This window comes from Mycobacterium numidiamassiliense (genome assembly GCF_900157365.1).
GTDB lineage: Bacteria > Actinomycetota > Actinomycetes > Mycobacteriales > Mycobacteriaceae > Mycobacterium > Mycobacterium numidiamassiliense.
The window spans coordinates 1,641,229-1,664,846 of record NZ_FUEZ01000003.1 but is presented as its reverse complement, the minus strand read 5'-3'; the positions used below and the strand labels follow the sequence as shown (position 1 = coordinate 1,664,846).

22 protein-coding genes are annotated in these 23,618 nt (G+C 66.1%); 13 read left to right on the top strand and 9 right to left on the bottom strand.

The annotated features are described in order from the left end of the window. Window positions 1–77: 77 nt before the first annotated feature. Genes MNAB215_RS07780 through MNAB215_RS07770 form a run of 3 tightly spaced genes read left to right on the top strand, consistent with a single transcriptional unit; the run spans window position 78 to window position 3,937 of the window. Entirely contained in the window at window positions 78–2,303 is a 2,226-nt protein-coding gene (locus MNAB215_RS07780) for an acyl-CoA dehydrogenase family protein (protein ID WP_077078185.1), read from the top strand. A 9-nt stretch (window positions 2,304–2,312) separates the two neighbouring features. After that, on the top strand, window positions 2,313–3,521 hold the full coding sequence (locus MNAB215_RS07775) for a thiolase family protein (RefSeq protein WP_077078184.1): 1,209 nt from the start codon (window positions 2,313–2,315) through the stop codon (window positions 3,519–3,521). A gap of 2 nt (window positions 3,522–3,523) precedes the next feature. Then, the gene (locus MNAB215_RS07770; RefSeq protein ID WP_077078183.1) at window positions 3,524–3,937 is read left to right on the top strand and encodes a Zn-ribbon domain-containing OB-fold protein; all 414 of its coding nucleotides are present in this window, start codon (window positions 3,524–3,526) and stop codon (window positions 3,935–3,937) included. Between the two features lie 104 nt (window positions 3,938–4,041). Here the strand turns inward: MNAB215_RS07770 and MNAB215_RS07765 are convergent, their stop codons facing one another. Further along, on the bottom strand, window positions 4,042–5,214 hold the full coding sequence (locus MNAB215_RS07765; RefSeq protein WP_077078182.1) for a sulfotransferase family protein: 1,173 nt from the start codon (window positions 5,212–5,214) through the stop codon (window positions 4,042–4,044). Next, on the bottom strand, window positions 5,211–6,287 hold the full coding sequence (locus MNAB215_RS07760) for a DUF1214 domain-containing protein (RefSeq protein ID WP_077078181.1): 1,077 nt from the start codon (window positions 6,285–6,287) through the stop codon (window positions 5,211–5,213). The genes MNAB215_RS07765 and MNAB215_RS07760 overlap by 4 nt, the downstream gene beginning before the upstream one ends. 17 nt (window positions 6,288–6,304) lie before the next feature. On the opposite strand from MNAB215_RS07760, the gene MNAB215_RS07755 reads away from it, so the two are divergent. Further along, window positions 6,305–6,907: a TetR family transcriptional regulator gene (locus MNAB215_RS07755; protein ID WP_077078180.1), complete on the top strand. Its 603-nt coding sequence runs from the start codon at window positions 6,305–6,307 to the stop codon at window positions 6,905–6,907. On the opposite strand, the gene MNAB215_RS07750 is transcribed toward MNAB215_RS07755, so the two are convergent. After that, on the bottom strand, window positions 6,897–7,733 hold the full coding sequence (locus MNAB215_RS07750) for an amidohydrolase family protein (RefSeq protein ID WP_077078179.1): 837 nt from the start codon (window positions 7,731–7,733) through the stop codon (window positions 6,897–6,899). The two genes, MNAB215_RS07755 and MNAB215_RS07750, sit on opposite strands and share 11 nt — an antisense overlap. Before the next feature lie 253 nt (window positions 7,734–7,986). On the opposite strand from MNAB215_RS07750, the gene MNAB215_RS07745 reads away from it, so the two are divergent. Next, window positions 7,987–8,829, top strand: a complete 843-nt coding sequence (locus tag MNAB215_RS07745; protein WP_077078506.1) for a DUF4436 domain-containing protein — start codon at window positions 7,987–7,989, stop codon at window positions 8,827–8,829. A 22-nt stretch (window positions 8,830–8,851) separates the two neighbouring features. Here the strand turns inward: MNAB215_RS07745 and MNAB215_RS07740 are convergent, their stop codons facing one another. Beyond that, window positions 8,852–9,829: a LacI family DNA-binding transcriptional regulator gene (locus tag MNAB215_RS07740; RefSeq protein WP_077078178.1), complete on the bottom strand. Its 978-nt coding sequence runs from the start codon at window positions 9,827–9,829 to the stop codon at window positions 8,852–8,854. A 273-nt stretch (window positions 9,830–10,102) separates the two neighbouring features. Here MNAB215_RS07740 and MNAB215_RS07735 point away from each other — a divergent pair, with 273 nt between their 5' ends. From MNAB215_RS07735 to MNAB215_RS07710, 6 genes are read left to right on the top strand one after another with little or no spacing between them, the layout of a single operon-like run. Continuing rightward, on the top strand, window positions 10,103–11,452 hold the full coding sequence (locus MNAB215_RS07735; RefSeq protein WP_077078177.1) for an amidohydrolase family protein: 1,350 nt from the start codon (window positions 10,103–10,105) through the stop codon (window positions 11,450–11,452). A 2-nt stretch (window positions 11,453–11,454) separates the two neighbouring features. Next, entirely contained in the window at window positions 11,455–13,794 is a 2,340-nt protein-coding gene (locus tag MNAB215_RS07730; protein WP_077078176.1) for a CaiB/BaiF CoA-transferase family protein, read from the top strand. 1 nt (window position 13,795) lies between these two features. Beyond that, the gene (locus MNAB215_RS07725; RefSeq protein ID WP_077078175.1) at window positions 13,796–14,125 is read left to right on the top strand and encodes a hypothetical protein; all 330 of its coding nucleotides are present in this window, start codon (window positions 13,796–13,798) and stop codon (window positions 14,123–14,125) included. A gap of 30 nt (window positions 14,126–14,155) precedes the next feature. Further along, window positions 14,156–15,316 (top strand): thiolase family protein, encoded by a 1,161-nt coding sequence (locus tag MNAB215_RS07720; RefSeq protein ID WP_077078174.1) that lies wholly within the window; start codon window positions 14,156–14,158, stop codon window positions 15,314–15,316. After that, window positions 15,313–15,735, top strand: coding sequence for a Zn-ribbon domain-containing OB-fold protein (locus MNAB215_RS07715; RefSeq protein ID WP_077078173.1), 423 nt, complete (start codon window positions 15,313–15,315; stop codon window positions 15,733–15,735). Before MNAB215_RS07720 ends, MNAB215_RS07715 begins: the two co-directional genes overlap by 4 nt. After that, complete coding sequence (locus tag MNAB215_RS07710) at window positions 15,732–16,379, top strand: MarR family transcriptional regulator (protein ID WP_077078172.1); 648 nt, start codon at window positions 15,732–15,734, stop codon at window positions 16,377–16,379. The genes MNAB215_RS07715 and MNAB215_RS07710 overlap by 4 nt, the downstream gene beginning before the upstream one ends. Here the strand turns inward: MNAB215_RS07710 and fadD1 are convergent. Both fadD1 and MNAB215_RS07700 read right to left on the bottom strand, forming a co-directional pair. Next, on the bottom strand, window positions 16,324–17,958 hold the full coding sequence (fadD1, locus tag MNAB215_RS07705; protein ID WP_077078171.1) for a fatty-acid--CoA ligase FadD1: 1,635 nt from the start codon (window positions 17,956–17,958) through the stop codon (window positions 16,324–16,326). The two genes, MNAB215_RS07710 and fadD1, sit on opposite strands and share 56 nt — an antisense overlap. 59 nt (window positions 17,959–18,017) lie before the next feature. Continuing rightward, window positions 18,018–18,779, bottom strand: a complete 762-nt coding sequence (locus MNAB215_RS07700; protein ID WP_108637589.1) for an SDR family NAD(P)-dependent oxidoreductase — start codon at window positions 18,777–18,779, stop codon at window positions 18,018–18,020. Window positions 18,780–18,920: 141 nt separating this feature from the next. Between MNAB215_RS07700 and MNAB215_RS07695 the strand changes: the two genes are divergently transcribed. Then, entirely contained in the window at window positions 18,921–19,259 is a 339-nt protein-coding gene (locus MNAB215_RS07695) for a hypothetical protein (protein ID WP_131829088.1), read from the top strand. A gap of 31 nt (window positions 19,260–19,290) precedes the next feature. On the opposite strand, the gene MNAB215_RS07690 is transcribed toward MNAB215_RS07695, so the two are convergent. After that, entirely contained in the window at window positions 19,291–20,121 is an 831-nt protein-coding gene (locus tag MNAB215_RS07690; RefSeq protein ID WP_077078168.1) for an alpha/beta fold hydrolase, read from the bottom strand. A 68-nt stretch (window positions 20,122–20,189) separates the two neighbouring features. Between MNAB215_RS07690 and MNAB215_RS07685 the strand changes: the two genes are divergently transcribed. Beyond that, window positions 20,190–20,798: a TetR/AcrR family transcriptional regulator gene (locus MNAB215_RS07685; protein WP_077078167.1), complete on the top strand. Its 609-nt coding sequence runs from the start codon at window positions 20,190–20,192 to the stop codon at window positions 20,796–20,798. Between the two features lie 620 nt (window positions 20,799–21,418). On the opposite strand, the gene MNAB215_RS07675 is transcribed toward MNAB215_RS07685, so the two are convergent. Together MNAB215_RS07675 and MNAB215_RS07670 are read right to left on the bottom strand one after the other, a co-directional pair. Next, window positions 21,419–22,561: a TolB family protein gene (locus tag MNAB215_RS07675; protein WP_077078165.1), complete on the bottom strand. Its 1,143-nt coding sequence runs from the start codon at window positions 22,559–22,561 to the stop codon at window positions 21,419–21,421. A 53-nt stretch (window positions 22,562–22,614) separates the two neighbouring features. Beyond that, a complete protein-coding gene (locus tag MNAB215_RS07670) occupies window positions 22,615–23,553 on the bottom strand; it encodes an extracellular catalytic domain type 1 short-chain-length polyhydroxyalkanoate depolymerase (RefSeq protein WP_077078505.1) in 939 nt (312 codons plus the stop codon). Window positions 23,554–23,618 lie beyond the last annotated feature (65 nt).

Sequence of the window (23,618 nt, the reverse complement as noted above, 5' to 3'; positions counted from 1 at the left end):
TGTAAGACGGAAGGATAGCAGTCCGTGCGGCCCAAGCCCACGTTCGCCACTTCTGGACATTGCGGTCGGCCGCGCCCATGAGCCTGGGACTGTCGCCGGAGCAACAAGACCTCAGCGAGGCCGTCGGCCAATTCGCGGCCCGGCACGCCCTTATCGCCGCCACCCGCGACAGCTTCGATGCGCTGGCCGCGGGAAAACTGCCGGACTGGTGGGATGCGCTGGTCGCCAACGGCTTTCACGCGGTCCATCTGCCCGAGGAGCTCGGCGGACAAGGCGGCGGGCTGATGGACGCGGCGTGCGTGCTGGAGTCGGCGGGCAAAACGCTGCTGCCCGGGCCACTGCTGCCCACCGTGGCAACCGGAGCCGTCGCGTTGCTCGCCGAGCCGACGCCCGGTGCCGAAGCGCTGATCCGCGACCTCGCCTCCGGGGCCCCCGCCGCGATCGTCCTTCCCGCCGACGCAGACTTTCACGCACGTCAGGACGGTCAGCGGTGGCTGGTCACCGGAAGCTCGAAGGTCACCGCCGGCGTGTGTTCGGCGCGAGTGGTCCTGGTCGGAGCCAGCACCGACGGCGGTGACATCGTTTGGGTGCCGGTGGACACCGAAAACGTCGCTGCCACAGTCGAATCCGCCTCCGGAACGGACCTCGTGGCCGACGTTGGGGTGCTGCGGCTCGCCGACTACGGTGCGGCCGACCGGGACGTTCTCAGCGGCATCGATTCCGACCGTGCGGCGTGCGTCGTGGTGAGCCTGGTGGCCAGCACGACGGCCGGGATCACCCAGTGGTGCGTCGATGTCGTCACCGCGCACCTGCGTACCCGGGAGCAATTCGGCAAGGTGATCGGAGCCTTCCAGGCTCTGCAGCACAGCGCGGCGATGCTGTTGGTCAACAGCGAGCTGGCCACCGCGGCGGCCTGGGACGCGGTGCGCGCCGCGGGCGAGTCGCTCGACCAGCACCGCCTCGCCGTGGCCGGGGCGGCGACCATCGCGGTCTCGCCAGTTCCAGACCTCGTCCTCGACGCCCTGACGATGCTCGGCGCCATCGGTTTCACCTGGGAACACGACGTGCACCTGTATTGGCGGCGGGCCATCAGCCTGGCGGGATCGATCGGTCCGGCCAATCGATGGGCCCGGCTGCTCGGACAACTGGGGTGTACGCAGCAGCGCGATATGTCGGTCAATCTGGGTGATGCCCAATCGGACTTCCGATCCTGGGTCGCCGAAACACTCGATGCCGCAATGCAATTACGCAATGACAAACGCGCACCACACGGCGACTACGAGGACCAGGCCAGCGGGCCGCAGCGCACATTGATCGCTGACGCCGGCCTCATGGCTCCGCACTGGCCTGCGCCGTGGGGCGTGGACGCGGATCCCCTCAAGCAGCTCATCATCGACGAGGAGTTCGCCAAGCGTCCCGGGCTGGTCCGACCGTCGCTGAACATCGCCGAGTGGATCCTGCCCTCGGTCCTGGCCGCCGCGCCAAAAGAGTTGCAGGAAAAGCTGATCCCCGCGACGCAGCGCGGCGACATCCACTGGTGCCAGCTGTTCAGCGAGCCGGGAGCGGGCTCCGACCTCGCGTCGCTGACCACCCGGGCGACCAAAGTCGAGGGCGGCTGGCGGATCAACGGCCACAAGATCTGGACGTCGTTGGCGCAGTACGCCGATCTGGGCGCGCTACTGGCGCGCACCGACCCCGAAGCCAGTAAGCACCGCGGCATCGGCTATTTCATCCTCGATATGCGATCCCCCGGGGTAGAGGTCCAACCGATCAAGACGGCGACCGGGGAGGCGCATTTCAACGAGGTCTTCCTCAACGACGTGTTCGTTCCCGACGATATGCTGCTGGGCGGTCCTACCGACGGCTGGAACCTGGCGATCGCCACCATGGCCGAAGAGCGTTCGGCCATCAGTGGATACGTGAAATTCGACCGGGCTATCGCACTGCGCGGGATGGCGGCCGAACCTGGTCCCGAACGCGACGACGCCGAGCGGGCGCTGGGCGAACTCGACGCCTACGCTAATGCCATCCGGGCGCTCGGCGTCCGGGAAACCATCCGGCTGCTCGACGGCCAGGCATCGGGCCCGGCGTCCAGCATCGCCAAGGTAGCGATGAATGTCTTGCTGCGGCGTACGTTCGAGGCGACGCTGCGCCTGGCGGGACAGACGATCATGGTCGACGACTCCGAACCCCCGGTCGTGCGGACCTATCTGCATCTGCCGTCCGAACTCATCGGCGGCGGAACGAGGGAGATACAGCTGAATATCATCGCGCAGATGATTCTCGGCCTACCCCGGAAGTAAGGACACGACATGGGATTACGCGGAGAGGCCGCGATCGTCGGCTACGTCGAGCTGCCACCCGAGCGGATGAACAAGGCCACGCCCGCGCCGTTCGCCATCGAACAATGGGCGGAACTCGGTGCCGCCGCGCTGGCCGACGCGGGTCTGCCCTTCGAGATCGTCGACGGCATCGTGGCGTCACACCTGGCCGAGTCGGAGATCTTCGTGCCTTCCACCATCGCCGAATATCTCGGTGTGGGAGCACGATTCGCCGAGCACGTGGATCTCGGCGGGGCCAGCGCCGCTGCCATGGTGTGGCGGGCGGCCGCGGCCGTCGAGCTCGGGATCTGCGATGCGGTGCTGTGCGCACTGCCCGCCCGTTACATCACGCCGATGTCCAGCAAGAAGCCCAAGACCTATGGCGACGCGCTGTATTTCGGATCGTCGAGCAACCAATACGGCTCTCCGCAAGCGGAATTCGAGATCCCGTATGGCAACCTTGGCCAGAACGGTCCGTATGGACAGGTGGCGCAGCGCTACGCGGCGATCTACGGCTACGACGAGCGGGCTATGGCCAAGATCGTTGTCGACCAGCGGGTGAACGCCAACCACACCGACGGCGCGATCTGGAAGGACAAGCCGCTTACCGTCGAGGACGTGCTGGCCAGTCCGGTGATCGCCGATCCGCTGCACATGCTGGAGATCGTCATGCAATGTGTGGGCGGTGCGGCCGTGGTCGTCGCGAGTGCCGACGTCGCCAGACGCGCACGCAATCGGCCGGTGTGGATCAAGGGATTTGGTGAGCATGTGCCGTTCAAGACCCCGACGTACGCCAAGGACTTGTTGTCGACTCCCATCGCGGCGGCCGCCGACACCGCGTTCGCCATGACTGAGTTGACTCGCGAGCAGATGGACATGGTGTCGATCTACGACTGCTACACCATCACCGTGTTGTTGTCGCTGGAGGACGCTGGCTTCTGTGAGAAGGGCAAGGGCATGGAGTTCGTCGCCACCCACGACATGACGTTCCGCGGCGACTTTCCGCTTAACACCGCCGGCGGCCAACTCGGTTTCGGCCAGGCGGGATTGGCCGGTGGCATGCACCACGTCTGCGATGCCACCCGACAGATCATGGGACGCGCGGGCGCGGCTCAGGTCGCCGACTGCAATCGCGCGTTCGTGTCCGGCAACGGCGGGATCCTGTCCGAGCAGACGACGCTCATCCTGGAGGGGGACTGACCATGGCCACCATGGAGCGACCAATGCCGGTGAAAACGCCCACCACGGCGCCGTTTTGGGATGCGCTGGCCCAGCATCGCATCCTCATCCAGTACTCGCCATCCCTGGCGGCCTACGTCTTCTATCCGCGAGTGCGGGCGCCGGGAACCCTGGCCGACGACCTGGAGTGGCGCGAGATATCCGGCCTGGGCACGCTGTACTCCTACACCGTGGCGCACCGGCCGGTCAGTCCGCACTTCGCCGACGCCGTGCCCCAGCTGCTTGCCATTGTCGAATGGGACGAGGGGCCGAGGTTTTCCACCGAGATGGTCAACGTCGATCCGGCGCGGCTGCGGGTCGGCATGCGGGTGCGGCCGGTGTTCTTCGACTACCCCGAGCACGACGTCACGCTGGTGCGCTACGAACCGGCCGAGTAACCCCGCTGCGTCTGGTCACATTCGACACACCGGCCCGTGTTGGGGATGACGTTTGTTTTGGCGGGCAAACCGCCTATCCCGCCACGAATGTGAGGCAGCCGCCGTCACTTCAGCTCTTCGGTCGGCACGTCGTACCGCTCCTGATAGGCGCGCACCCGGTCACGCACCTCGCCGGCGTCCAGCCCGGTGTCCGACCAGGTGTAGCGCCCACGGCCGCCATCGCCGGGATGCTTGGCCAGGAAGTCCCGCATCTTCTGTTCGGCATCGGGTTTTAGCTCGCGGCCGAGCTTGTCGTAGATGTCCTTGATGGTGGTCCAGGGATCGCTGATGAAGTCGGCGAACTGCACGTCGATCATCTGGTTGTCGGGGACAAGGCCGCTGTCACGGGACGCCATCCCGCGCTCGAGGCCGACGGTGATCTCCTCATACGACTGTGCCGCGCACTCGGCGATGTTCGACTCGTCGCTGCCCATCCGCCGCAGGTGGTGGGTCAGCGCGGCGATCGACGAGATGACGTTGAGCGGATCGCGGTGGGTCTGCACGATCAACGCATCGGGGTACTCGGCGATCAGCTTGTCGAGCTGCCACAGGTGTGCCGGCGACTTGAGTAGCCACTGGCCGGGAACTCCAGACTGCAAGTGCTGCAAGAAGATCCGGTGATAGCGGTAAGCGCCGGCATGGTCCGCCTCATAGAGCAGCCACCGGTAATAGCGCGGCAGCCGATACTGCACCGTGTAGATCATGCTGGTGAATTCGCTGGCGGTGATGCGGACGCATTCCTGCCCGACGAGCGCGCCCATCGGGTGAAAGGCCAGGAACCCCGGGACGATCTGCTCCGACATCTCAATGCTGGCCTGCGCCAACGGGATGCGCGGATCGTTGTGATACGTCTCGGGCTGCGGGACGGGGCAGGGCGCATCGACCTCCCACGTCAGCGGCGCGCGCAGCTCCGGATCCTGCGCGAGCAAGTCGTACAGGATCGTCGTGCCGGTACGGGGTTGGCCGACGATGAAGATCGGTGCGGTGATCGGCTTCTCGGCAATCTCGGGATGCTTTTTGCGCCAGTCGATTACGTCGAGCCGGTTCTTCAACGCACGGATCAGGTCGAGGTGGGCGATCTCAACGCCGATAGCCGACAATCGCGCCTCGTTGACCAACTCGTCGGCGACCAGATCCAGCCCGGCCTGCCAGCCGTCATCGCCGAAGTCGTCGCTGCCCGCTTCCGCGCAGGCGGCGGCGATCAGGGCTGCCGGGGCGAATCGTTCCTGCAAGGTCATGCTCGTTCCTCACCTCGGCGCACCGACACCGTGACAGCGGGCGGCTTGGGGTTGTCCAGCCAGCGCACGATCACGAACCCGCGATGCCGGCCACCGGTATCGAGCCAATGGCCAAACCCGAAGTCGGCGGCAGAGATCGCGATGCGCACCCGTCCGTCGTCGTCCGGCTGCACCGCACTACTGGTCACCGAGCTGTGCCGGCGGACTGGCTCCAGGCACTCATGCCACACGCTTTCCAGCGTCACATTCCAGTACCGTGTATCGGGTGGTTCGATCTCGAGCACCAGGGCTTGATCGGGGTCGAGCCGGAAGGTGCCCATCATGTAGAGGTTGTCCGGGGTGGTGTCGGCGGCGCCCAGATCGGCGGCCTCAGCAGTCAACAGCGTGTTGGGGTTCTCCAGGAGCTCGGGCTTGATCGTGCGGTGCAGCGTCACGAGTTTCATCAGGGTCCAGGCCATGGCGGTGAACTGATCGGCCAGCTCGTCGTCGGTCAGCGGCGTCAAGGGGTCGGGATCGAGCGCCTCGATCTGCATGGTGGCCAACTCTTCGGCGGCGCGATCCCCGATGTACTCGCGGACCACGACCGACGAGGCGTCCTCGGGGATGTTCACCCAGTACGCGCCGTCGCGATCGGCGGGCTCTTCGGATGAAAGCAGCAGCTCGAATTCGCCGGTGGCTGAGTCTAATTGCGTGTCGCTGACGTAGTTCGACATCCGCCGTGGTGTCAGTCCGGTGCCGGCCAGGATCTGAAAGCCAAGGTAGGCGCTGGTGCCGCGGGTGCCGGTGATCCGGTAGCGCCGGTCACCGCGGATCATCGCCAGGTAGTAGTTGCCGTTGGGGTTGGGTCCGCCGATCATCCGGTTCGGCGAACACATATCGAAGAACGATGGACGTCCGAGGTCGGCCTCGACGGACAATTGCGAGCACAGCGACGAGACTCTGGCGATCACCCGCAGCCCTTCGAGCAGCTCACGCTCGGATTCGGCATCCTCGGTCACGATTTTGGTGACGTCGGCGAGCATCTGCTGGAAGAACTGCCACGCCGCCAGCGTCTTTGCCGGACTTTGAGTCATAGTCTTATATTTAGACTATGTCTCACGCGTTGTCTAGCACGACCTCGGCCGCCGAGCGCAGGCGCGCGGCCACGCGGCAGCGCGTCGCAGCGGCCGCCGCGCAACTCGTCGCCAGTCACGGGTTGGCGGGGGCAACCGTGGACCGAATCGCCGATGCCGCCGACATCAGCCGGGCGACGTTCTTCCGCTATTTCAACTCCAAGGAGGACGCGGTCGCCGAGGGGGTGAATGTGCACTGGTTGAACCGGATCACCAACGCGCTGGCCAGTCAGCCGCCGCAGCTGTCCGCCGCCGAGGCCATCGTGGGGGCTTTTCACCAGCTCGCGCTGGGCTTCGCCGAGATCGAAGACCAGGTGCGCGAATTGGCCACGCTGACAAGGTCATCCGAGACACTCGATGCGTGGACTTTGCACATCTATGTGCGGTACGAATCGGTGATCGCCGAGTTGATCGCGCCACGGGTGCCCGCGCTGACCGCCGACGATCCCAGGCCCCGCCTGCTCGGTGCGCTGGCGATGGCCACGGTACGCATCGCCCTGGACGATTGGCTGCGCCACGGCGGATCACTGCCCACCCGGGTCAGTCAGGGCCTGGCGGCGATCAGCATCGCTACGAGCTAGCTTGCGGGGCCGGCCATTTCAGAATCCTGCGGGCCGTCCCGCCCAGGATCCAGACCTTCTCGTCCTCCGACAGCGACGGGGAGTCGCGGATGCTGAACAGCGTCTCGGCCCACGTGGCACGGTGCCGGGTCATCGTGTAATCGCTGGCCCACATCACGCGCTGGGGTCCGAAGGCGTCCAACGCGCGGCGCAGCTTCGGGTCGAGATCTGTGAACGGGTACGGCTCGGTCGACAGAAACGTAGCCGCATGCGCCCACTTGTAGGCCACGTTGGGATACTTCGCCATCGCCACGGCGTCATCGATGCTCGCCTGGCCGCGCGGCGCGTCGAATGCGGCCCCGCAATGGTCGATGACGAATTGGACGTCGGGGAAGCGCTGCACGTATTGCTCCAGTTGCCGAACCCTGCCGGGGCAGGTGATGAACACTGGCAGGCCGTGGGCGTGAGCGGTTTTCAGCATCCCATCGAGCCCGCCCTCTTCGAACACCGCACCCTCGGCCGGGGTGAAGATCGTGCTGCGCAGCGCCTTGAAACCGGGCGCGGCCGTCAGCGTCTCGACCCAGGATTGGATGCCGGGATCGGTTGGATCCACCCGCATCAGGAAGGCGAATCGATCGGGATGTGCTATCGCCGCCGCCTCGGCGTTCGGACCCACGCAGCGAAAGGCGCCACTGGGGAGCCGATAGCCGGGCAGCAGCCTCCCGTCGTCCGCGGGCGCATCGAACTCGTCGAACAACAGCGACTGGATGCCCAGGGCGTCCATGATCGCCAGCGTGATCTCGGTGCCCAGCATGTTCGCATGGACCTGTGCGTCGACGATATCCACGGACGGGAGTATTCCAGTGGCGTCGCATCGGGCGCACCGAACTCTTCCGAACCTGTAGAACTGCTTGGAAGGTGGTGCGAGATCAGTAAGTGCCACTTCTCCCCGACTACGATGGACATGAGGTTGCTGAAGGGGGAGGCGAACGGTGCGATTGCGGTCGGCCGATCGTTTCCAACCCGAATTGGCGCTCGTCGAGGGCAAATCGCGCACGAAAATCCGCATCGTCGTGTTGTTGACCGTGATAGCCAGCGTGATGATCACGTCGGTCGTGCTGTACATCGATGGTGCTGGTTCTCGGCGTGTTTCGGGCGAGGGACCGGCCGCCAGCGGCGGGACCACCGTCACGCTGAGCGTCGAAAGCATCCAATCCAACTACAGCGTGCTGATGGGCAACCTCGTGATTTCGCCCGGTCCCGCACTTCTGGATCCGGCCACGGACGGGCTCAAGCAAGACCTGACAGTCCAGGTCACCTCCGTCGCGACGCCAGTCAAGCGCACCTGGTCCAAGGGCATGCTCCCTGGCGTTTTCCCCATCCCGCTCACCCTGTCGCGCGACATCGAGCGCTGGCCTTTCGACCGCTATTACACCGGGCCGATCACCGTCGAACCGTTCGTCGGCGCCGCGCAAACACCTGAACGCGCCAACATGGTGATCGTCGACCGGCTGCCAGGTTGGAAAATCACCGCGTCCGGTCCGAATAAAGCGAGGCCGTCCCCGGTCTACAACGTAGAGATGCAACGCTCGGCGAGCACCATGGTGTTCGCGATTGTCATCCTATGCATCCTGGTCGCGATTGCGTGCGGAGCGCTGTTGGTTGCGGTTCAGACGATGCGGTCCCGACGAAAGTTCCAGTCGCCCATGATGACTTGGTATGCGGCGATGTTGTTCGCGGTGGTTCCATTGAGAAACGCGCTTCCCGGCTCGCCGGCGTTCGGAAGCTGGATCGACATGACGATCGTTTTGTGGGTGCTGGTCACACTGGTGGTCTCGATGTTGCTGTACATCGCTTGTTGGTGGCGACATCTGCCGCCTGATCCGGGCGTCGACGTCCCGGTGCAGCGACGTTCTACGGTGACTGCTTTGCCTCGGCGCTAGCGTTCGGCCAGCCAGTAGCAGCTCAGGTGGTGGCCCGCACGATGAGGCGGGCGATGTCGGTCGGCTGGGGTGGCGGCAAGGCCGGATACCCCAACTCGGTGCGGACGGCGGCAAGCGCGGCGTCGGCGACCGCATGCGGGTCGAACTGCACCGTCGTCAACGGCGGCGTGCTCACCGCGCCCATCGGGCTGGCGTCGACGCCGATGACGGCGAGATCGCCGGGGCAGCGCAGTCGAGCTTGGTGGATGCCGAAGAGGACCAGGCACGCGATCTCATCGCTTTGCGCACACACCGCGGTGACGCCGTCGCGCACCCACCCGGTCACCACCTCGGCGGCGCTCTCCAGGGTGACCTCTCCGACGGTCAGTTCTGGCAGGCCGCGTGATCGAGTCGCGAGTGATACGCCTTCGAACCATGCGTCACCGAGCGCACGCCATTTAGCAATCCCGGTGTAGGCGAAGGCAATTCGAGTGTGTCCACGCGAGACAAGGTGGTCGACCCGCATCTCGCCGACCGAGAGGTGCGGATCGCCGAGTGCCGGCAATGACCCGATCTCGATGCGCGGTATGCCCTCCGCGTCCACCGCGGCCCGCGCGGCCGTGCTGAGCGGGAACAGGCTGGTGACCGCGACCGGGTCGAGGTTCGCGATCGCGTCGACGACGTGCTGATCGTCCTCGGTCTCGAAGATCAGCACCTGGAGCAGGCCCAGGCGCGCCAGGTCGGTGGTCATCCGGCTGCCGGCCTGGATCGGCATCTCGCCCACCGCGACATGCGGCACCACGTAGAGAACCACACCGCTCTTGCCGCGGGCGAGGTTGCGCGCCGCCAGATTGGGTCGATAACCCAGTAGCTCCGCCGCGCGGTGGACCGCCTCCCGTGTCCGCGGAGAAATCCGGCGGCCTTCCACGTTGTTCAGCACGTAACTGACGGTCGCGGTCGACACGCTGGCCAGTCGGGCCACGTCAGCGTTGGTGGGACGCTCGGCCCTATTCGTCGTCAACGTGCGTCACCCTCCGGGCCCAGCCATGCCCCATGGTGGCACGCGTCCGGGACGGGCTGTAGATGATCCCGCGATCCCGCGGTCAGCCCGACCGGCGAATTACGTGGACTAATAGTCATTGAAATGTGGCGACGCCATGGGACCGCGACCCGCGCAGTCTGCGCGTGTGTATTGCTGTAAAACAGCGCTTTAACGTCAATCCGCAGCCACACATCGTGTTGACAGTGTGACAGAAATCATTGTCTACTAGTCGCTACATACGAGGAGTGCGGCATGAATAAAAACGATCTGATCCTGATCAGCGTGGACGATCACATCGCCGAGCCGGCCGATATGTTCGACGCGCATGTTCCCGCGAAATACAAGGACCGCGCCCCCCGGGTGGTCCTCGAGCCCGACGGTATTCAGCAGTGGTACTACGGCGAGGTCCGGGGACGGAACATGGGCCTGAACGCCGTCGCGGGCAAGCCCCGCGAGATGTACAACATCGATGCGTCACGCTACGACGAGATGCGGCCGGGATGCTTCAATGTCGACGAGCGGGTCCGCGACATGAACGCCGGCGGGCAGCTGGCGGGTTTGAACTTTCCGAATTTCACCGGCTTCTCGGGTCAGGTCCTCAACCAGGGCCCCGACCGTGACGTCAATCTGGTGATGATCAAGGCGTACAACGACTGGCATGTCGACGAGTGGTGCGCGGCCTACCCGGGCCGGTTCATCCCCTGCGGCATCCTGCCTCTTTTCGACGTCGCCGAGGCGGCAAAGGAGGTCAACCGCCTGGCAGACAAGGGATGTCACGCGGTGACGTTCTCGGAGAACCCAGAAGCGTTGCAAATGCCCAGCATTCACACCAAGTATTGGTATCCGCTCTTCGAGGCCGTGTGCGAGAACAAGACGGTGCTGTGCACCCACGTGGGCTCGGCGTCGCGATCTCCCCAGGTGTCGACGGACGCCCCGCCCAGCGTGCAGATGACGGCGTCGTCAATGATGAGCATGTTCACCTTCACCGAGCTGATCTGGGCCGAGTTCTGGGCTGACTTCCCGCAACTGAAGTTCTCCCTCACCGAGGGCGACGTCGGCTGGATCCCGTACTTTCTCTGGCGGGCCGAACACGTCTTCAACCGCCACGCAGGCTGGACGCTCGCGGAGTTTCCGCCCGGCTACAACGGCCCGGCCGATGTGTTCAGGCGGCACTTCTACACCTGTTTCATCAGCGACAAGGTCGGCGTGCGCAACATGGACTGGTTCAACGAGGACATGCTGTGCTGGGAGTCCGACTTCCCGCACTCCGACAGCAACTGGCCGTTCGCGCCCGAGGACATCATCGAGACCATGGGGCATCTCGACGACGCGGTGATCAACAAGATCACCCATGAAAACGCCATGGCCGCTTACTCATTCGATCCATTCAAGTACATCCCCCGGGATCACGCCCGGGCCGGCTACCTGCGGGCCCAGGCCACCGATGTCGATGTGGTCACCCACGTCGGTCGCCACGCCAGTCAGCGTGACCGTGACGCGTGGACGCGGATGACGCAGTTCGCCCTGCAGTCTCAGGGCATCACGCCCGTGACGGCGGAGGTCGCCGGTATTGCCGGACGAGCGACAACCCTGGGCAACTGAGCGTGGCAGCCGAGGCGCCGTTCACGGGCTGGCGCGTCGTGGAGTTGTCCAACGGGATCGCGGCGTCTTATGCCGCCAAGATGTTCGCCGACGCGGGTGCCGAGGTCGTGAAAATTGAGTCCCCGCAAGGGGATTGCCTGCGTAACTGGTCGGCGGGTGGTTCGGCCGGGGCGTTGTTCGGCTATCTGGCCGCGGACAAGAAGTCGGTGGTCTGTGCCGACCACGCCGAAGCGAGTTCGCTGTTGGCCGGTGCCGACGTGGTGTTCACCGATCTGACCGACGGCTGGACCCTCGACGAGATCACCGCGCACGTCGGCCTGGCGGCGGTGGTGGTCGCCGTGACACCGTTCGGCACAACGGGCCCTTACGTCGACGAGGGCGTGATCGCCAACGAGTTCATCCTGCAGGCGCTGTGCGGCTCGATCGCCGGTCGGGGCTGGCCGGACGACGAACCCGTGCAGGCCGGCGGCCGCCTCGGCGAGTGGCTGGCGGGCACGTTCGCCGCGGCGGTGGGCGCAGCCACGGCGCGGCACGCGGCCCGCGGTGGGCGCGGCGAAATCGTCGACGTGTCGACCTACGAGGCGATGGTGATCGCGATGGGCGGTCTGTCCGCCATGTCGGCCAGCGTCCTGGGGGTGGATTCCTCGCTAGGCCAGCGCAGCCTCGAACTGCCGTCGATCGTTCCGACCGCCGACGGCATGGTGGGCTTCTGCACCATCACCGCACAGCAGTTCCAGGACTTTCTAGTGATGATCGAGCGCGACGATCTGGTCGACGATGCCGAGCTGGCGTCGTTCGCCGGGCGAATCGAGCGCCGCGACGAGTTCGTCGACATGATCACCCAGTGGACACAGACCCGCACTACGCAGGAGATCGTCGATCTCGCGGTGGCGTTCCGAATCCCGGTGGCGCCCATCGCTACTCCCGTCACCCTGCCCGAGGTCGACCATTTCGTCGAGCGCGGCGTGTTCGTCGAATCGGGGCTCGGGGTGCTGCAGCCCCGGGTTCCCTATCGCAGCAAGGCCATCGCCACCAAGCCGCCCGGACGCCCACCGGTGCTGGGCGCCGACAACGGAAACGTCCACTGGCCGGTCCGCCCACCCCGAGGCGGCCCCGCCGACCCCGATGCCCTTCCGCTGGCCGACATTCGGATCACCGACTTCACCGCGTTCTGGGCGGGCCCGGTCGCCACTCAATTCCTCGGCGCCCTGGGCGCCGACGTGATCAAGCTGGAGGGCGTCCGTCGACCCGACGGCATGAGGTTCTCCGCCGGCCGCCCACCCGACTGGGACCAGTGGTGGGAGTGGGGGCCGGTCTTCCTGTGCAGCAACAACAACAAGCGCGGTGTCAGCGTCGAGCTCAGCACCCAAGCCGGACGCTCGCTGGCGTGCGAGCTCATCGCCGCGAGCGATCTGGTCCTGGAGAACTTCTCGCCCAGGGTCATGGAGAACTTCGGTCTGACCTGGGAAACCGTCGCGGCCGCCAACCCGCGCGCGGTCATGGTGCGCATGCCGGCGTTCGGACTCGACGGGCCGTGGCGTGACCGCGTCGGCTTCGCCCAGACGATGGAGCAGGCCACTGGGATGGCCTGGACGACTGGGCATTCCGATGGGCCACCGGTGATTCCCCGCGGTGTGTGCGATCCGATAGCGGGTCTGCATGCCGCCTTCGCCGCCGTGGCGGCGCTGGTGATCCGTGACCGCCACGGGACCGGGATGCACGTCGAATCCACCATGGTGGAGTCGGCGCTGAACGTGGCCGCCGAGATGCTGGTCGAGTACTCGCGCAATGGAATCGAATTGCGCCGGGAGGGAAATCGCGGTCAGGGTGCGGCGCCCCAGGGTGTCTACCGCTGCCGCGGCGACGACGAGTGGGTCGCCGTTGCCGCGGTCGACGACGCCGCACGTGTGGCCCTGGCGGGTCTCATCGGCCTGGCCGAGCTGGGGCCCGGCCCGGTCGGCTGGCGAGAGCGGGCCGACGAGATCGACAAGCTGATCGCCGGCTGGACCGCAGGCCGCACGGTGGCCGACGCGGTCCGCACCCTGCGGGGCGCCGGGGTTCCTTCGGCGCCGGTCACAAATTCCCCTGCGTTGCTGGATAATCCACATCTGCTAGCCCGCGGGTTCTGGGAACGGGTCGATCATCCCGTCGCCGGTACCTTCCGGTGCACCGGGATGCCCTTCGTGTTCGTCGGTAAACCGCGCCGCTGGATTCGGCGGGTGGCCCCGCTGTACGGCCAGCACACCGAGGAAGTGCTGACCGGGCTGCTGGGACGCGGCGAGCATGAGCTGGCGCAGCTACGCGCATCGGGGACGACCAGCATCCGGCCGGCGGGCTTGTGACATGGCAGTGACCTTGTGCGTGCCGCCGCGGGCCGGCGAGCTGTGCGCACCGGTGCGCTTCCTGGTGCGCCAGGACTCCGTGGTCATGGAATTGACCGCACGGCACCGGATTACCAGCGTCGAGTGGGACGACCACGAACGCGCGGTGGCGATGATCGTCGAGATCACCGACCCCCAGACCGCGCGGCCGGTGGACGTCCGGATAGACGTAGTCGAGGGCGGCACGGAGCCCGACGATGTACGCACCACCAAGATCGGCAGCGTAGTGCGTGACGGACGGCCATACGACGTCCTTGGCACGTATCTCGGGGTGGTCGCCGATGAAAACTGAAGGGCCGCAACCAATGAGAATGGAGCACGTGTGAGCGCGAGGAAGCGCACCGCAGCCGTCGTCGGGATACACAACACCCGGCAGGGACGCCGTCTGGACGGCGAAACCTCGCGCGGCCTGGCGATCAAGGCCATCCAGGGCGCTCTGAGCGATGCGGGTCTGAGCCTCGACGACGTCGACGGAATCAGCGCCGGCCCACTGTCCACCGCGCTGATCTACGACCTGCGGATCGGCCCCGCATGGCAGGGACTCGCATTCGGGGTCGGCATGATCACCGAGGCGGCCACCGCGATCGAGCACGGCATGGCCGATGTGGTGGTGCTCGTTGCCGCGCAGGCAGGCGAATACCGCGATCACGAGGCCACGGCCCCGTGGACGCGGCCGGAGAACGAATTCGTCGCGCCGTGGGGCATGTTCACCACCGCGGAGTTCGCGCTGATCGCCCGACGGCACATGCATCGCTACGGCACGACTCGCGAGCAACTGTCCATGGTCGCCGCGACCATCCGCAACAACGGATCGCAGAACCCGGAAGCCGTTTACTACCAACGCGGACCGTTCGCGCCCGAGGACATCACCGCGTCCCGCCCGATCGCCGACCCCTTCCATCTCCTCGATTGCGCCACCACCTCCGAGGGCGGCTGCGCCCTGGTCGTGGCGAACGTCGACGACATCGACGTCGCCAGCCAGCCGATCCATATCTTGGCCAGCGGCGCGGACTTTCACGGCCCGTCGTATCAGCACCCACCGGCGTGGGATCTGGGCGGCAGGCGCGGCGATCATGTCAACGGCTATGTCGGCGGACGCGCCGCCGACCTGGCATTCAGCCACGCTGGCCTGCGGCGCGACGAGGTCGACGTGCTCGAACTCTACGATCCGTTCTCGTTCGAAATCATCCGCCAGCTCGAGGCATTCGGCTTCTGCGGCGAGGGCGAAGGCGGACCATTCGTCGCCAACGGCCACATCGCCATCGGCGGCAGTCACCCGATCACCACGGACGGAGGAACCATGTCCTTCAGCCACGCGGGTTCGAATCCGCAAATGATGCAGCGCGCCATCCGAGCCGTCCAGCAGTTGCGCGGTGAGGCCGGCGCCCTGCAAGTCCCCGACGCGCATATCGCGTTGTGTAGCAACGGGGGAGCGGGCGCTCTGTTCACCACACTGCTGATCCTGGGAGACGAACCACTGTGACTTCCGAACCGTTGCGGCCGCAGACCGGGCCCGTACCCCATGCCAGCAGCCACCTCAGCGTCCCGTTCTGGCAGGGCTGCCGGGACAGCGAGCTGTGCTACCAACACTGCGAGTCGTGTGGCCTGTCCAACTTCCCGCCGACCGAGCATTGCCGCCAGTGCCTTTCGCCCGACTTGCGCTGGGCAAAAAGCGAAGGTCTCGGCGAGATCTACAGCTGGACGGTGGTCCACCGCCCGGTGTCACCCGAGTTCGAACCGCCCTACGCGCCAGCCATCATCACGCTGGACGAGGGCTACCAGATGTTGACCAATGTCGTCGGGGTTGCTCCCGAGGATGTGGCGATCGGGATGCGCGTGCAGGTGCAATTCCACGAGGTTGGCCCGGACCTGACGCTGCCGTATTTCACCGAGTTCTCGTGAGTCCCGCGCGCACCAGCAACGGCCTACCGGTCACCGCGTACCTGGTGCTGGGTGTGCTGGCGGCCAACGACGAACAACTCACGGCCGGCGAAATCAAGGGGCGCGCCGAGCTGACCGTCGGCCATTTCTATTGGTCACCATCGGTCAGCCACGTGCGGCGGGAGTTGAACAGGCTCTTGGCGCGGGGGATGGTCAACGAGATCGGCGCTCAGGCCGGCAAGCGCGCGATCACGTTGTACGAGACCACCGAATCCGGGCTCGAGGCACTGCGGCGATGGGTCCAGCATTTCCCGGGCCAGGAGCAGGTCGTCATCAAACACCCGGTCATCCTGAAAACCTGGCTCGCCCGCGGCGAGGATCCCGAACGCGTCATCGACACGCTGGACCGCCACCTCGAGGCGACGCGGGCTCGGCTGGACGAGGCATTGTGGTCGCGGCAGCGCTCCCGCGAGCTGGGCATCGTCGACGATCCGGACCAGCGCTTCTCGTTCGCCGTTTTGGACTACGCGATCCGCGGCTTGTACGCGGAGATCTCGAACATCACGCAGCTGCGCGACGAAATCGCCAGCGGCACAAGCCGGGATCCCGTTACGCGGGTGCGGCGGGCAAAGGGGCAGATCCGCCGTCGGACACCAACGAGCTAGCGGCGATCCGATAGGACGTGCCACGAGGGTCGCGCACCCACAGAATCTCGTCCCCGCCGACCGCCGTGCCCTGAGTGATCAACTGGCGCTTGAGGACTTTGTGGGTAGCGGTGCTGGGTAGGTCTTTGGCCAGACGCACGTAGCGTGGCCGCGCCTTGGGGGACAGGTCGGGCTGGGCGGCGAGGAACGCTTCGAATGAGTCGGGGTCCAGTGTGTGTCCCTCGTTGAGCACCACCGCGGCCATCACCTGATCGCCGACATGCCCGTCCGGCACGGCATACACCGCGACCCGGTTGATTGCGCTGTGCCGCAACAGGATTCGCTCGATCGGCGCGGCGGTGATGTTTTCGCCGTCCACCCGCATCCAGTCGGCGGTGCGGCCCGCGAGGTAGATCCAGCCGTCGGCGTCGCGGTAGGCGAGGTCTCCGGACCAGTACATGCCGTGGCGCATGCGTTCGGCGTTGGCGTCGGGGTCGTTGTAGTAGCCGGTGAAGAAACCCGAACCCGCCGTGTTGACCAGCTCGCCCACCGCTTCGTCGGCATTGGCCAGCGCCCCGCTGTCGTCGAAGCGCGCCACGGGGCATTCGGTGACCGTGTCGCTGTTGTACACCGCGATGCCGTCGATTCCCTTGCCGATCGAACCCTTGGGGGTGCCTTCTTCGCGGATGATGATGACCGCGTTCTCCGTCGAGCCGAAGCCGTCCTCCACCCGGACGCCGAACCGGCGCCCGAACGCCGCGATGTCCTTGTCGTTGGCCTCGTTGCCGAACGCCACCCGCAGCGGATTGTCGGCGTCGTCGTCGCGTTCGGGGGTGGCCAGGATGTAGGCGAGTGGCTTGCCGACGTAGTTCATGTAAGTGGCGCCGTAGTGGCGGATGTCGTCGAGGAAAGTGCTCGCGGAAAACTTCGCCGGCACGATGGCGGCCCCCGAACAGACCGCGGGCGCCCACCCGGCGACGACTGCGTTGGAGTGAAACAGCGGCATGGACACGTAGCAGGTGTCCTGCTCGGCAAGGGCGAAGCGCTGGACCAAGTTGGTGCCGGCGAACATCGCCATCAGGTGTGAGACCTGAACCGCCTTCGGATTTCCGCTCGTGCCGGAGGTGAAGATCATCATGAACGCATCCATCGCGTCGACTTCCCGATGCGGGACCAGCTCGCCTGCTGCGGCGAGGAACTCAGCCCACTGCTGGGTCGATGCGTCGAAGATCTGAGTCGCCCCGAGATCCAGCCCCTCCAGCAGCGGCCGGTGTTCGGCGTCGGTCACGACGAACTGACATTCGGCCCGCCGGATGTCCGCGGCCAGCGCATCGCCGCGCCGGGTGGTGTTCAGGCCGCAGAGCACGTAGCCGCCGAGCCCGGCCGCCGCCATCTGCGCGCACATCTCCGGGTTGTTGCCGAGCAGTACGCCGATGTGCATCGGCCGCTGCGGGTCGGCGGCACCGATCAAGGCCGCGGCCCGGGTCGCCGCTTGCGCCAAATACTCACGCCAACTCCATTGCAGGTCGCGGTGTTTCACGGCGATATGGGAATCGGACACGCGTCGTCGTAGGAACGCCTGCATGGTGTCGTCGGTCATCGGCTCTGATCCACCTCCGCTATGTCGCTCTCCTACGAGACGAGACGGTCCGTCTTATACTAACCACCCACCATCATGAGGCCACCATCCACGGCCAGCAGTTGTCCGGTGATGAAGCCCGAGCCGGATCCGGCCAGGAAAACCAGCATCGGTCCGAGGTCGCGCGCGGGTTCTCCCAACGCGCCGCCGAGCGGAATCATCATCTTCATCTGCTGATCGATCAGGGCGGCGGCGTCTGGACCCAAGAAGTCGCGCAGCCGGTCAGCGCCGGCTGTCTGCACCGCGGGTGCCAGGGCGTTGACGGTGACGTTGTCTGCGGCCCAGGTCTTGGCGGCCGATCGTGTCCACGCCTGGACCGCTCCTTTGGTCGCGGCATACACGGCCGAAATCGGGCTGCCCATAACGGCTTCGGACGAGCCGAAGTTGATGATCCTGCCGCCCTTGGGGTCTTGGTCTTTCATCACGGCGTGGGCAGCCTGATTGGTGAGGATCGTCGCTTTGACGTTGGTGTCCAATAGGAAGGAGATGTCGTCGGCGCTGATGAACCCGGGGATGCCGGCTTGCCACAGCCCCGCGGCGTTGACCAAGACGTCCAGGCCGCCGAGATGCTCGGCCGCTTGGCGCACCATCGCCGTCACCGCGTCGGCGTCGCGCACATCGCACTGCAGCCAGGTGGCCGCGAGGTGGTCCGGGGGCGGGGTCTGGTGATAGGTCGCGGCGACCGCCGCGCCCGCCTCGGCGAGGACTCCGACGGCTGCCGCGCCGATACCGGTCGCTGCGCCGGTCACCAGGATGCGCCGGCCGGACAAGGGTGGGGTCAGTTGTGACATGGGCGAAACGCTATCAACCCGTCCAACGGGCATTCGGCTCCGAATTCTCCGGGATGCGCGCGCAGCGATGCGGACCGCTGTGAGGTTTCGCTCATGCGCATGTCACCTACAGGACCTACCTTGGGAGTTGTGATGAGTAAAGGCACTACGATCGCGTGGCGCGGCTGTGTGGCCGCGTTTGCGGTGACTGTCGGGTGTGGCGTGGTGACCGTGGCCCCGGAGGGGTTATCGATACCGGAGGCCGCAGCGATGGCCGGTGCATCCGCACCCGCGGATCCGCACGGCCCCGGCGGGGGTGGCGCGTTGCCCGTCGTTCCCGTCCACGGTGGCTGCATCATCGGACTGAACTGCGGGTGCATTCGCGGCACCACCGGCCCGTGCAGCGGCCCGCCGTTGCTCAAACACCCGGCGATCCACGACGCTCCCCAGGATGCTCGCGGCGCCGGCGCCCCTGTCGAGGGCCACAACTGATTCCAGCTGCTGAGGTGGCCGCGCAGGTGCGCTAGGCGCGCACCGCGATCGTCGACAGTAGGTCTGCGAGCCGGCCCGGCTGGTCCACCATCGAGAAGGTCCGGGCCGCGTCGATGACCTCGAGGCGGGCGTTCGGGATGATCGCGGCCAGCTTTTCGCCGTCCCCGAGCTCGAACAACGTGTCGTCGCCCGACCACGCGATGAGCGTGGGCATGTCGACCTCGGGCAGTCGGGCGGCGACGTTGATGGTCACCTCGGTGCGCAGCGAGAGGGTGAACTGGCGGAGGTCTTCGGCGACCGCCGGATCGTCGAGCGCTGGACGTACCCAGCCCTCGACGAGGGCATCGATGTCGTTGTGCGCCAGGCCATCGAAGGCACGCTTGCGGGCGACCGGCGCCCGCATGGTTTTCATCGCCGTCCGGAATAGTGCCTTCGATTTGGCCGCCATGATCACCGGCTTGAGGATGGGCGGCGGAAAGTGTTCGAACGCATCGCAACTCGTGAGGACCAGAGCCCCGAGGCGCTCGGGGTGGTGCACCGCGACGAGTTGGGTGACGACGCCGCCGGTGTCGTTGCCGACCAGCACCACGTCCTCGAGGTCGAGGGCGGCCAGCAACTCGGCCACGATGCCTGCGACACCGAAGATGGTTCGGTCGGCGCCGGGGCGCATCGGCTGCGGATGCGCGCCCAGCGGCCAGGTGGGAGCGATGCATCGCAGTCCTCGATCGGCCAGCCGCTTGCTGACCTGACGCCACAGATCTCCGGCCATCATGTAGCCGTGCACGAACACGACAGGCCTGCCGTTTTCGGGTCCGGCTGCTTCGTAATGGATGGTTCCGGCACTAGTGTCGATCGTCGACATGGATGACTCCTCGCTCGAAGAACATATTTACAAACAGGCTGTCTGTTCGTAAGTTACCAACAGGTTGTATGGAAATCAAGAGACGGACCCAGGAGGAGCGCTCCGCGGCGACCCGCGACGCGCTGATCTCGGCTGCCCGCAAGCTGTGGGGGCTGCGGGGCTACGCCGATGTGGGAACGCCGGAGATCGCCGCGGCAGCCGGGGTGACCCGGGGGGCGATGTACCACCAATTCGCAGACAAGGCTGCGCTATTCCGCGAGGTCGTCGAGGTGGTGGAGCAGGACGTCATGGCAAGGATGGCCAACGTCGTGGCCGCCTCTGGCGGCACCACACCGGCCGACGCCATCCGCGCCGCGGTCGACGCGTGGCTCGACGTCTCCGCCGACCCGGAGGTGCGTCAGCTGATCCTGCTGGATGCGCCGAGCGTGCTCGGCTGGGCGGACTTCCGGGATGTCGCACAGCGTTACAGCCTGGGCATGACCGAGCAGCTGCTCGCCGAGGCGATCAAGGCCGGCCAGCTGGCTCGGCAACCCACGCGACCGCTGGCCCATGTACTGATCGGTGCGCTGGACGAGGCGGCCATGGTCATCGCTACCGCCGATGATCCGAAGCGTCTGCGCCGCGAGACCCGGCAGGTGCTGCATCGGCTCATCGATGCGATGTTCGACGCGCGCTGAGCGATCAGGTCTGGCGGGTCCAAGTGCGGAGTTTGGCCAGCAGAACTGTGGGTAGTTCCACGTTAACAACCTGATTCGGTAGGCGCCGATGCCTGTCGGTGTGAAGCCGCAGGAAGGATTCCATCGTGGGCGCTAAGCATTACATGCGGGAACCGTCGAGACGCAGGATGTCCGGCGTGGCTGAGGTCTGCGAGGCACTGTCCGGTTCGCTGCTATGTCTGGCGTGTTTGACTGCGGTGTTGCTCTGCGGTGGTCAACCCGAAAAGCGACTGGTGACGGCGACCCAGGAGCCGTCTGACGTCTCGCAGCCAGTCAGTCAGGAGGGAACCGTGGTTGCTGCGACCCCGGGATCGGTGACTGCCCGCAGCGCGGATGGATACACGCAGACTTATCTCGTCACCCCGAACACGACAGTCATCACCCATGGCGGAAGCCAACCGGCCTCTGCCGCTACGCATTTCGCGGTCAACGATAGGATATTCGTTGTCGGGACCGTTCAGGGTGGTAGTAGGCTGGCCACCGCAGTGGCCGACCGCGACGCAGGGCCCGGCAACGGACCGCCGATGGATTGGTCTGCAGAACAACCGATTCCGCGCGGGGGCGGCTAGCGGCACTGGCGCTTATGAACCTCCACAGGTTAGCGACACCCGCAGGATCACGCTGTCGGAGTTCAGCAGGTTGGTCTCCACGTCGCCGTAGAAGTAGTGGTGGTCCGGACTCCAGTCGGCGGTCTGCACGACGGTCGCGTAAACGTGTCTGTTTCCAAATCCTCTGGCGTCGGGGTTGCCGCTGAAATCGCTGAGGCGCTGCGGGCTTGACCCGTCGGAATTCATTGTCCACCAGTCGGTCCCATGCCCCGGGTTGCCGTCGTTGCTCATCCAGATCACCTGGCCGTCCGGGGTGTAGCGCGGATGCTCGTTGTAGGTGTCCGACTTGGTCAGCCGGGTGGACGCGCCCGAACCCAGGTCGAGGCGATAGATCTGGCTCTTCCAGAAGTTGTGAGTTTCGTAGTCGCTGGTGTACACCAGCGACGTGGAATTCGGTGAAAAGCCGCCGGTTTCGTTGAACGCGTCGCCGGGAGGCGAGACGGTGCGAGTGTCCGACAGCGACGGAGTGCCGTCCGGGGCGACGTCGAAGTTGCCGATCTTGATCACCCAGAATCCGGCGAAGCGATCCGGATTGAAGACCCTGCCCGCAGCGGTGCGTTCGGTCCATTCGAGCAGTCTGCCGTCGGGCGAGAATTCCGGAATGATCGTGCCGTGGTCTTTGTCGGTCTCGACGTTGGTGAGCTGCCAGGCCCGGCGGCCATCCGCGGCGGCGACCCACAGGTCCGAGTAGCTACCCCACCCCGGGGTGGCGGGGACAGAATCGCCTGGGTGGCTGGGCTTTTCGGCGACGAAGGCCATGAACCGCCCAGACGGGCTCCAGACCGGTGATCCGGTGGTGCGCTGCGGGAAGGTCGGCGATCCCACGCCGATTTGCTGGCGGTTCGTCCCGTCTGGTTTGACGGTGTAAATGTGAAAAAGACCGTCAGCCCCCTTGGCGTTGAACGCGATGACATCGTTGGGCTTCGACCAGTCGACTCCGAACGCATCATTCTCGAAGACCTGATAGGTGATCGGCGGGCCACAGCCGCTGGTCCCGAGGGGATTCGCTGGCGTTGGATGGTTGGCGTCGCCCCGATGCGCGCCGGTACACGACGCGCAGAATAGGACGACGATCGCCGCGCCGATGTGCAGGAAGCGTCTGACCAACCCCGCCATGTCAACCCCGCGATCGATCCACCCCCGCCAGCGTACGGAAAACCGTCGTCCGCTCAGCGGTGGTTCTGGGCGAAGAATTGCCAGATGGTGTCGGTGGCGTCCAGCGCCGTGGACGGTGCGGGGATGCCGGCGACCCGTTCGGCGAGCGGGCTGGGCTCACCCCCCGGCCATTGATGGCCCGCGCCCGCGACCGAGATCAACTCCACGGTGCGCCCGTCCGCGCACCCGGCCGTCTGGGTGGTAACGCTGCCGGAGGTGGTCGATGTCGGCGCTCCGCACGCATCGATTCCACGCCAGATGGTGGCGACCGACTCCACCGACGGACCATCGACGCGTGGAGTTCCGTTGGCGCCGAATGCTTTTCCTGGACCGCCGTTGTAGGGGACCCTGTCGTCGGCGGTGCCGTGGATCTGCAGCACCGACGTCGGCCGCGCCTGGGAGCAGTCGGTGAGCAGCGTTCCCGCGACGGGGGCGATCGCGGCGAAGGCGTCGGTCTGGCAGCCCAGTCGAAGCGCCATCATCGCCCCGTTGGACATCCCGGTGACATAGACGCGGGCCCGATCGACGGGTATCTGTTGCTCGATCGCGCCCACCATCGCGGTGATGAACCCGACGTCATCGGCATTGACCTGCTGCGGCTCACCGCAGCAGGTCCCGGCATTCCAGGCGCGGTTGAGGCCGTCGGGGTAGGCGACTAGGAAATGTCCCGCATCGGCCTCGTTGTCCCAGTGATAGGAGCGCTCCGCCTGAGCGCCGGTGCCGAAGCCGCCGTGCAGCATCACCACCAAGGGCGCCGCATCGGGCAGCCCCTGGGGTCGATACACGTTGAAAGTCCTCCTGGCGCCACCGGATTGGATGGTCTGGCTGGACTGCCCGACCGGGATGGACCCGGGTGCACCCAACGCGTGTCCGCCGCCCAGGCAGCCGCCCAGCGCCACCACCAACGCGGGAAGGAGCAAGACGCTGAATGGCCGAACGCATCCAGATCGCATGGCCCCATCGTGACAGCGCGTCAGACTTTTGACAAGTCGCTTGTCAATCTTCATGTGGGTGGCAC

Excerpts from the sequence above, each read along its gene's own strand:
- MNAB215_RS07745 (WP_077078506.1), top strand. The coding sequence starts at position 7,987 with ATGATCACGTCGGTCGTGCTGTACATCGATGGTGCTGGTTCTCGGCGT.
- MNAB215_RS07775 (WP_077078184.1), top strand. The coding sequence starts at position 2,313 with ATGGGATTACGCGGAGAGGCCGCGATCGTCGGCTACGTCGAGCTGCCA.
- MNAB215_RS07670 (WP_077078505.1), bottom strand. The coding sequence starts at position 23,553 with ATGCGATCTGGATGCGTTCGGCCATTCAGCGTCTTGCTCCTTCCCGCG.
- MNAB215_RS07735 (WP_077078177.1), top strand. The coding sequence starts at position 10,103 with ATGAATAAAAACGATCTGATCCTGATCAGCGTGGACGATCACATCGCC.
- MNAB215_RS07765 (WP_077078182.1), bottom strand. The coding sequence starts at position 5,214 with ATGACCTTGCAGGAACGATTCGCCCCGGCAGCCCTGATCGCCGCCGCC.
- MNAB215_RS07685 (WP_077078167.1), top strand. The coding sequence starts at position 20,190 with ATGGAAATCAAGAGACGGACCCAGGAGGAGCGCTCCGCGGCGACCCGC.
- MNAB215_RS07770 (WP_077078183.1), top strand. The coding sequence starts at position 3,524 with ATGGCCACCATGGAGCGACCAATGCCGGTGAAAACGCCCACCACGGCG.
- MNAB215_RS07780 (WP_077078185.1), top strand. The coding sequence starts at position 78 with ATGAGCCTGGGACTGTCGCCGGAGCAACAAGACCTCAGCGAGGCCGTC.
- MNAB215_RS07755 (WP_077078180.1), top strand. The coding sequence starts at position 6,305 with ATGTCTCACGCGTTGTCTAGCACGACCTCGGCCGCCGAGCGCAGGCGC.
- MNAB215_RS07690 (WP_077078168.1), bottom strand. The coding sequence starts at position 20,121 with ATGTCGACGATCGACACTAGTGCCGGAACCATCCATTACGAAGCAGCC.
- MNAB215_RS07725 (WP_077078175.1), top strand. The coding sequence starts at position 13,796 with ATGGCAGTGACCTTGTGCGTGCCGCCGCGGGCCGGCGAGCTGTGCGCA.
- MNAB215_RS07695 (WP_131829088.1), top strand. The coding sequence starts at position 18,921 with ATGAGTAAAGGCACTACGATCGCGTGGCGCGGCTGTGTGGCCGCGTTT.
- MNAB215_RS07760 (WP_077078181.1), bottom strand. The coding sequence starts at position 6,287 with ATGACTCAAAGTCCGGCAAAGACGCTGGCGGCGTGGCAGTTCTTCCAG.
- MNAB215_RS07675 (WP_077078165.1), bottom strand. The coding sequence starts at position 22,561 with ATGGCGGGGTTGGTCAGACGCTTCCTGCACATCGGCGCGGCGATCGTC.
- fadD1 (WP_077078171.1), bottom strand. The coding sequence starts at position 17,958 with ATGACCGACGACACCATGCAGGCGTTCCTACGACGACGCGTGTCCGAT.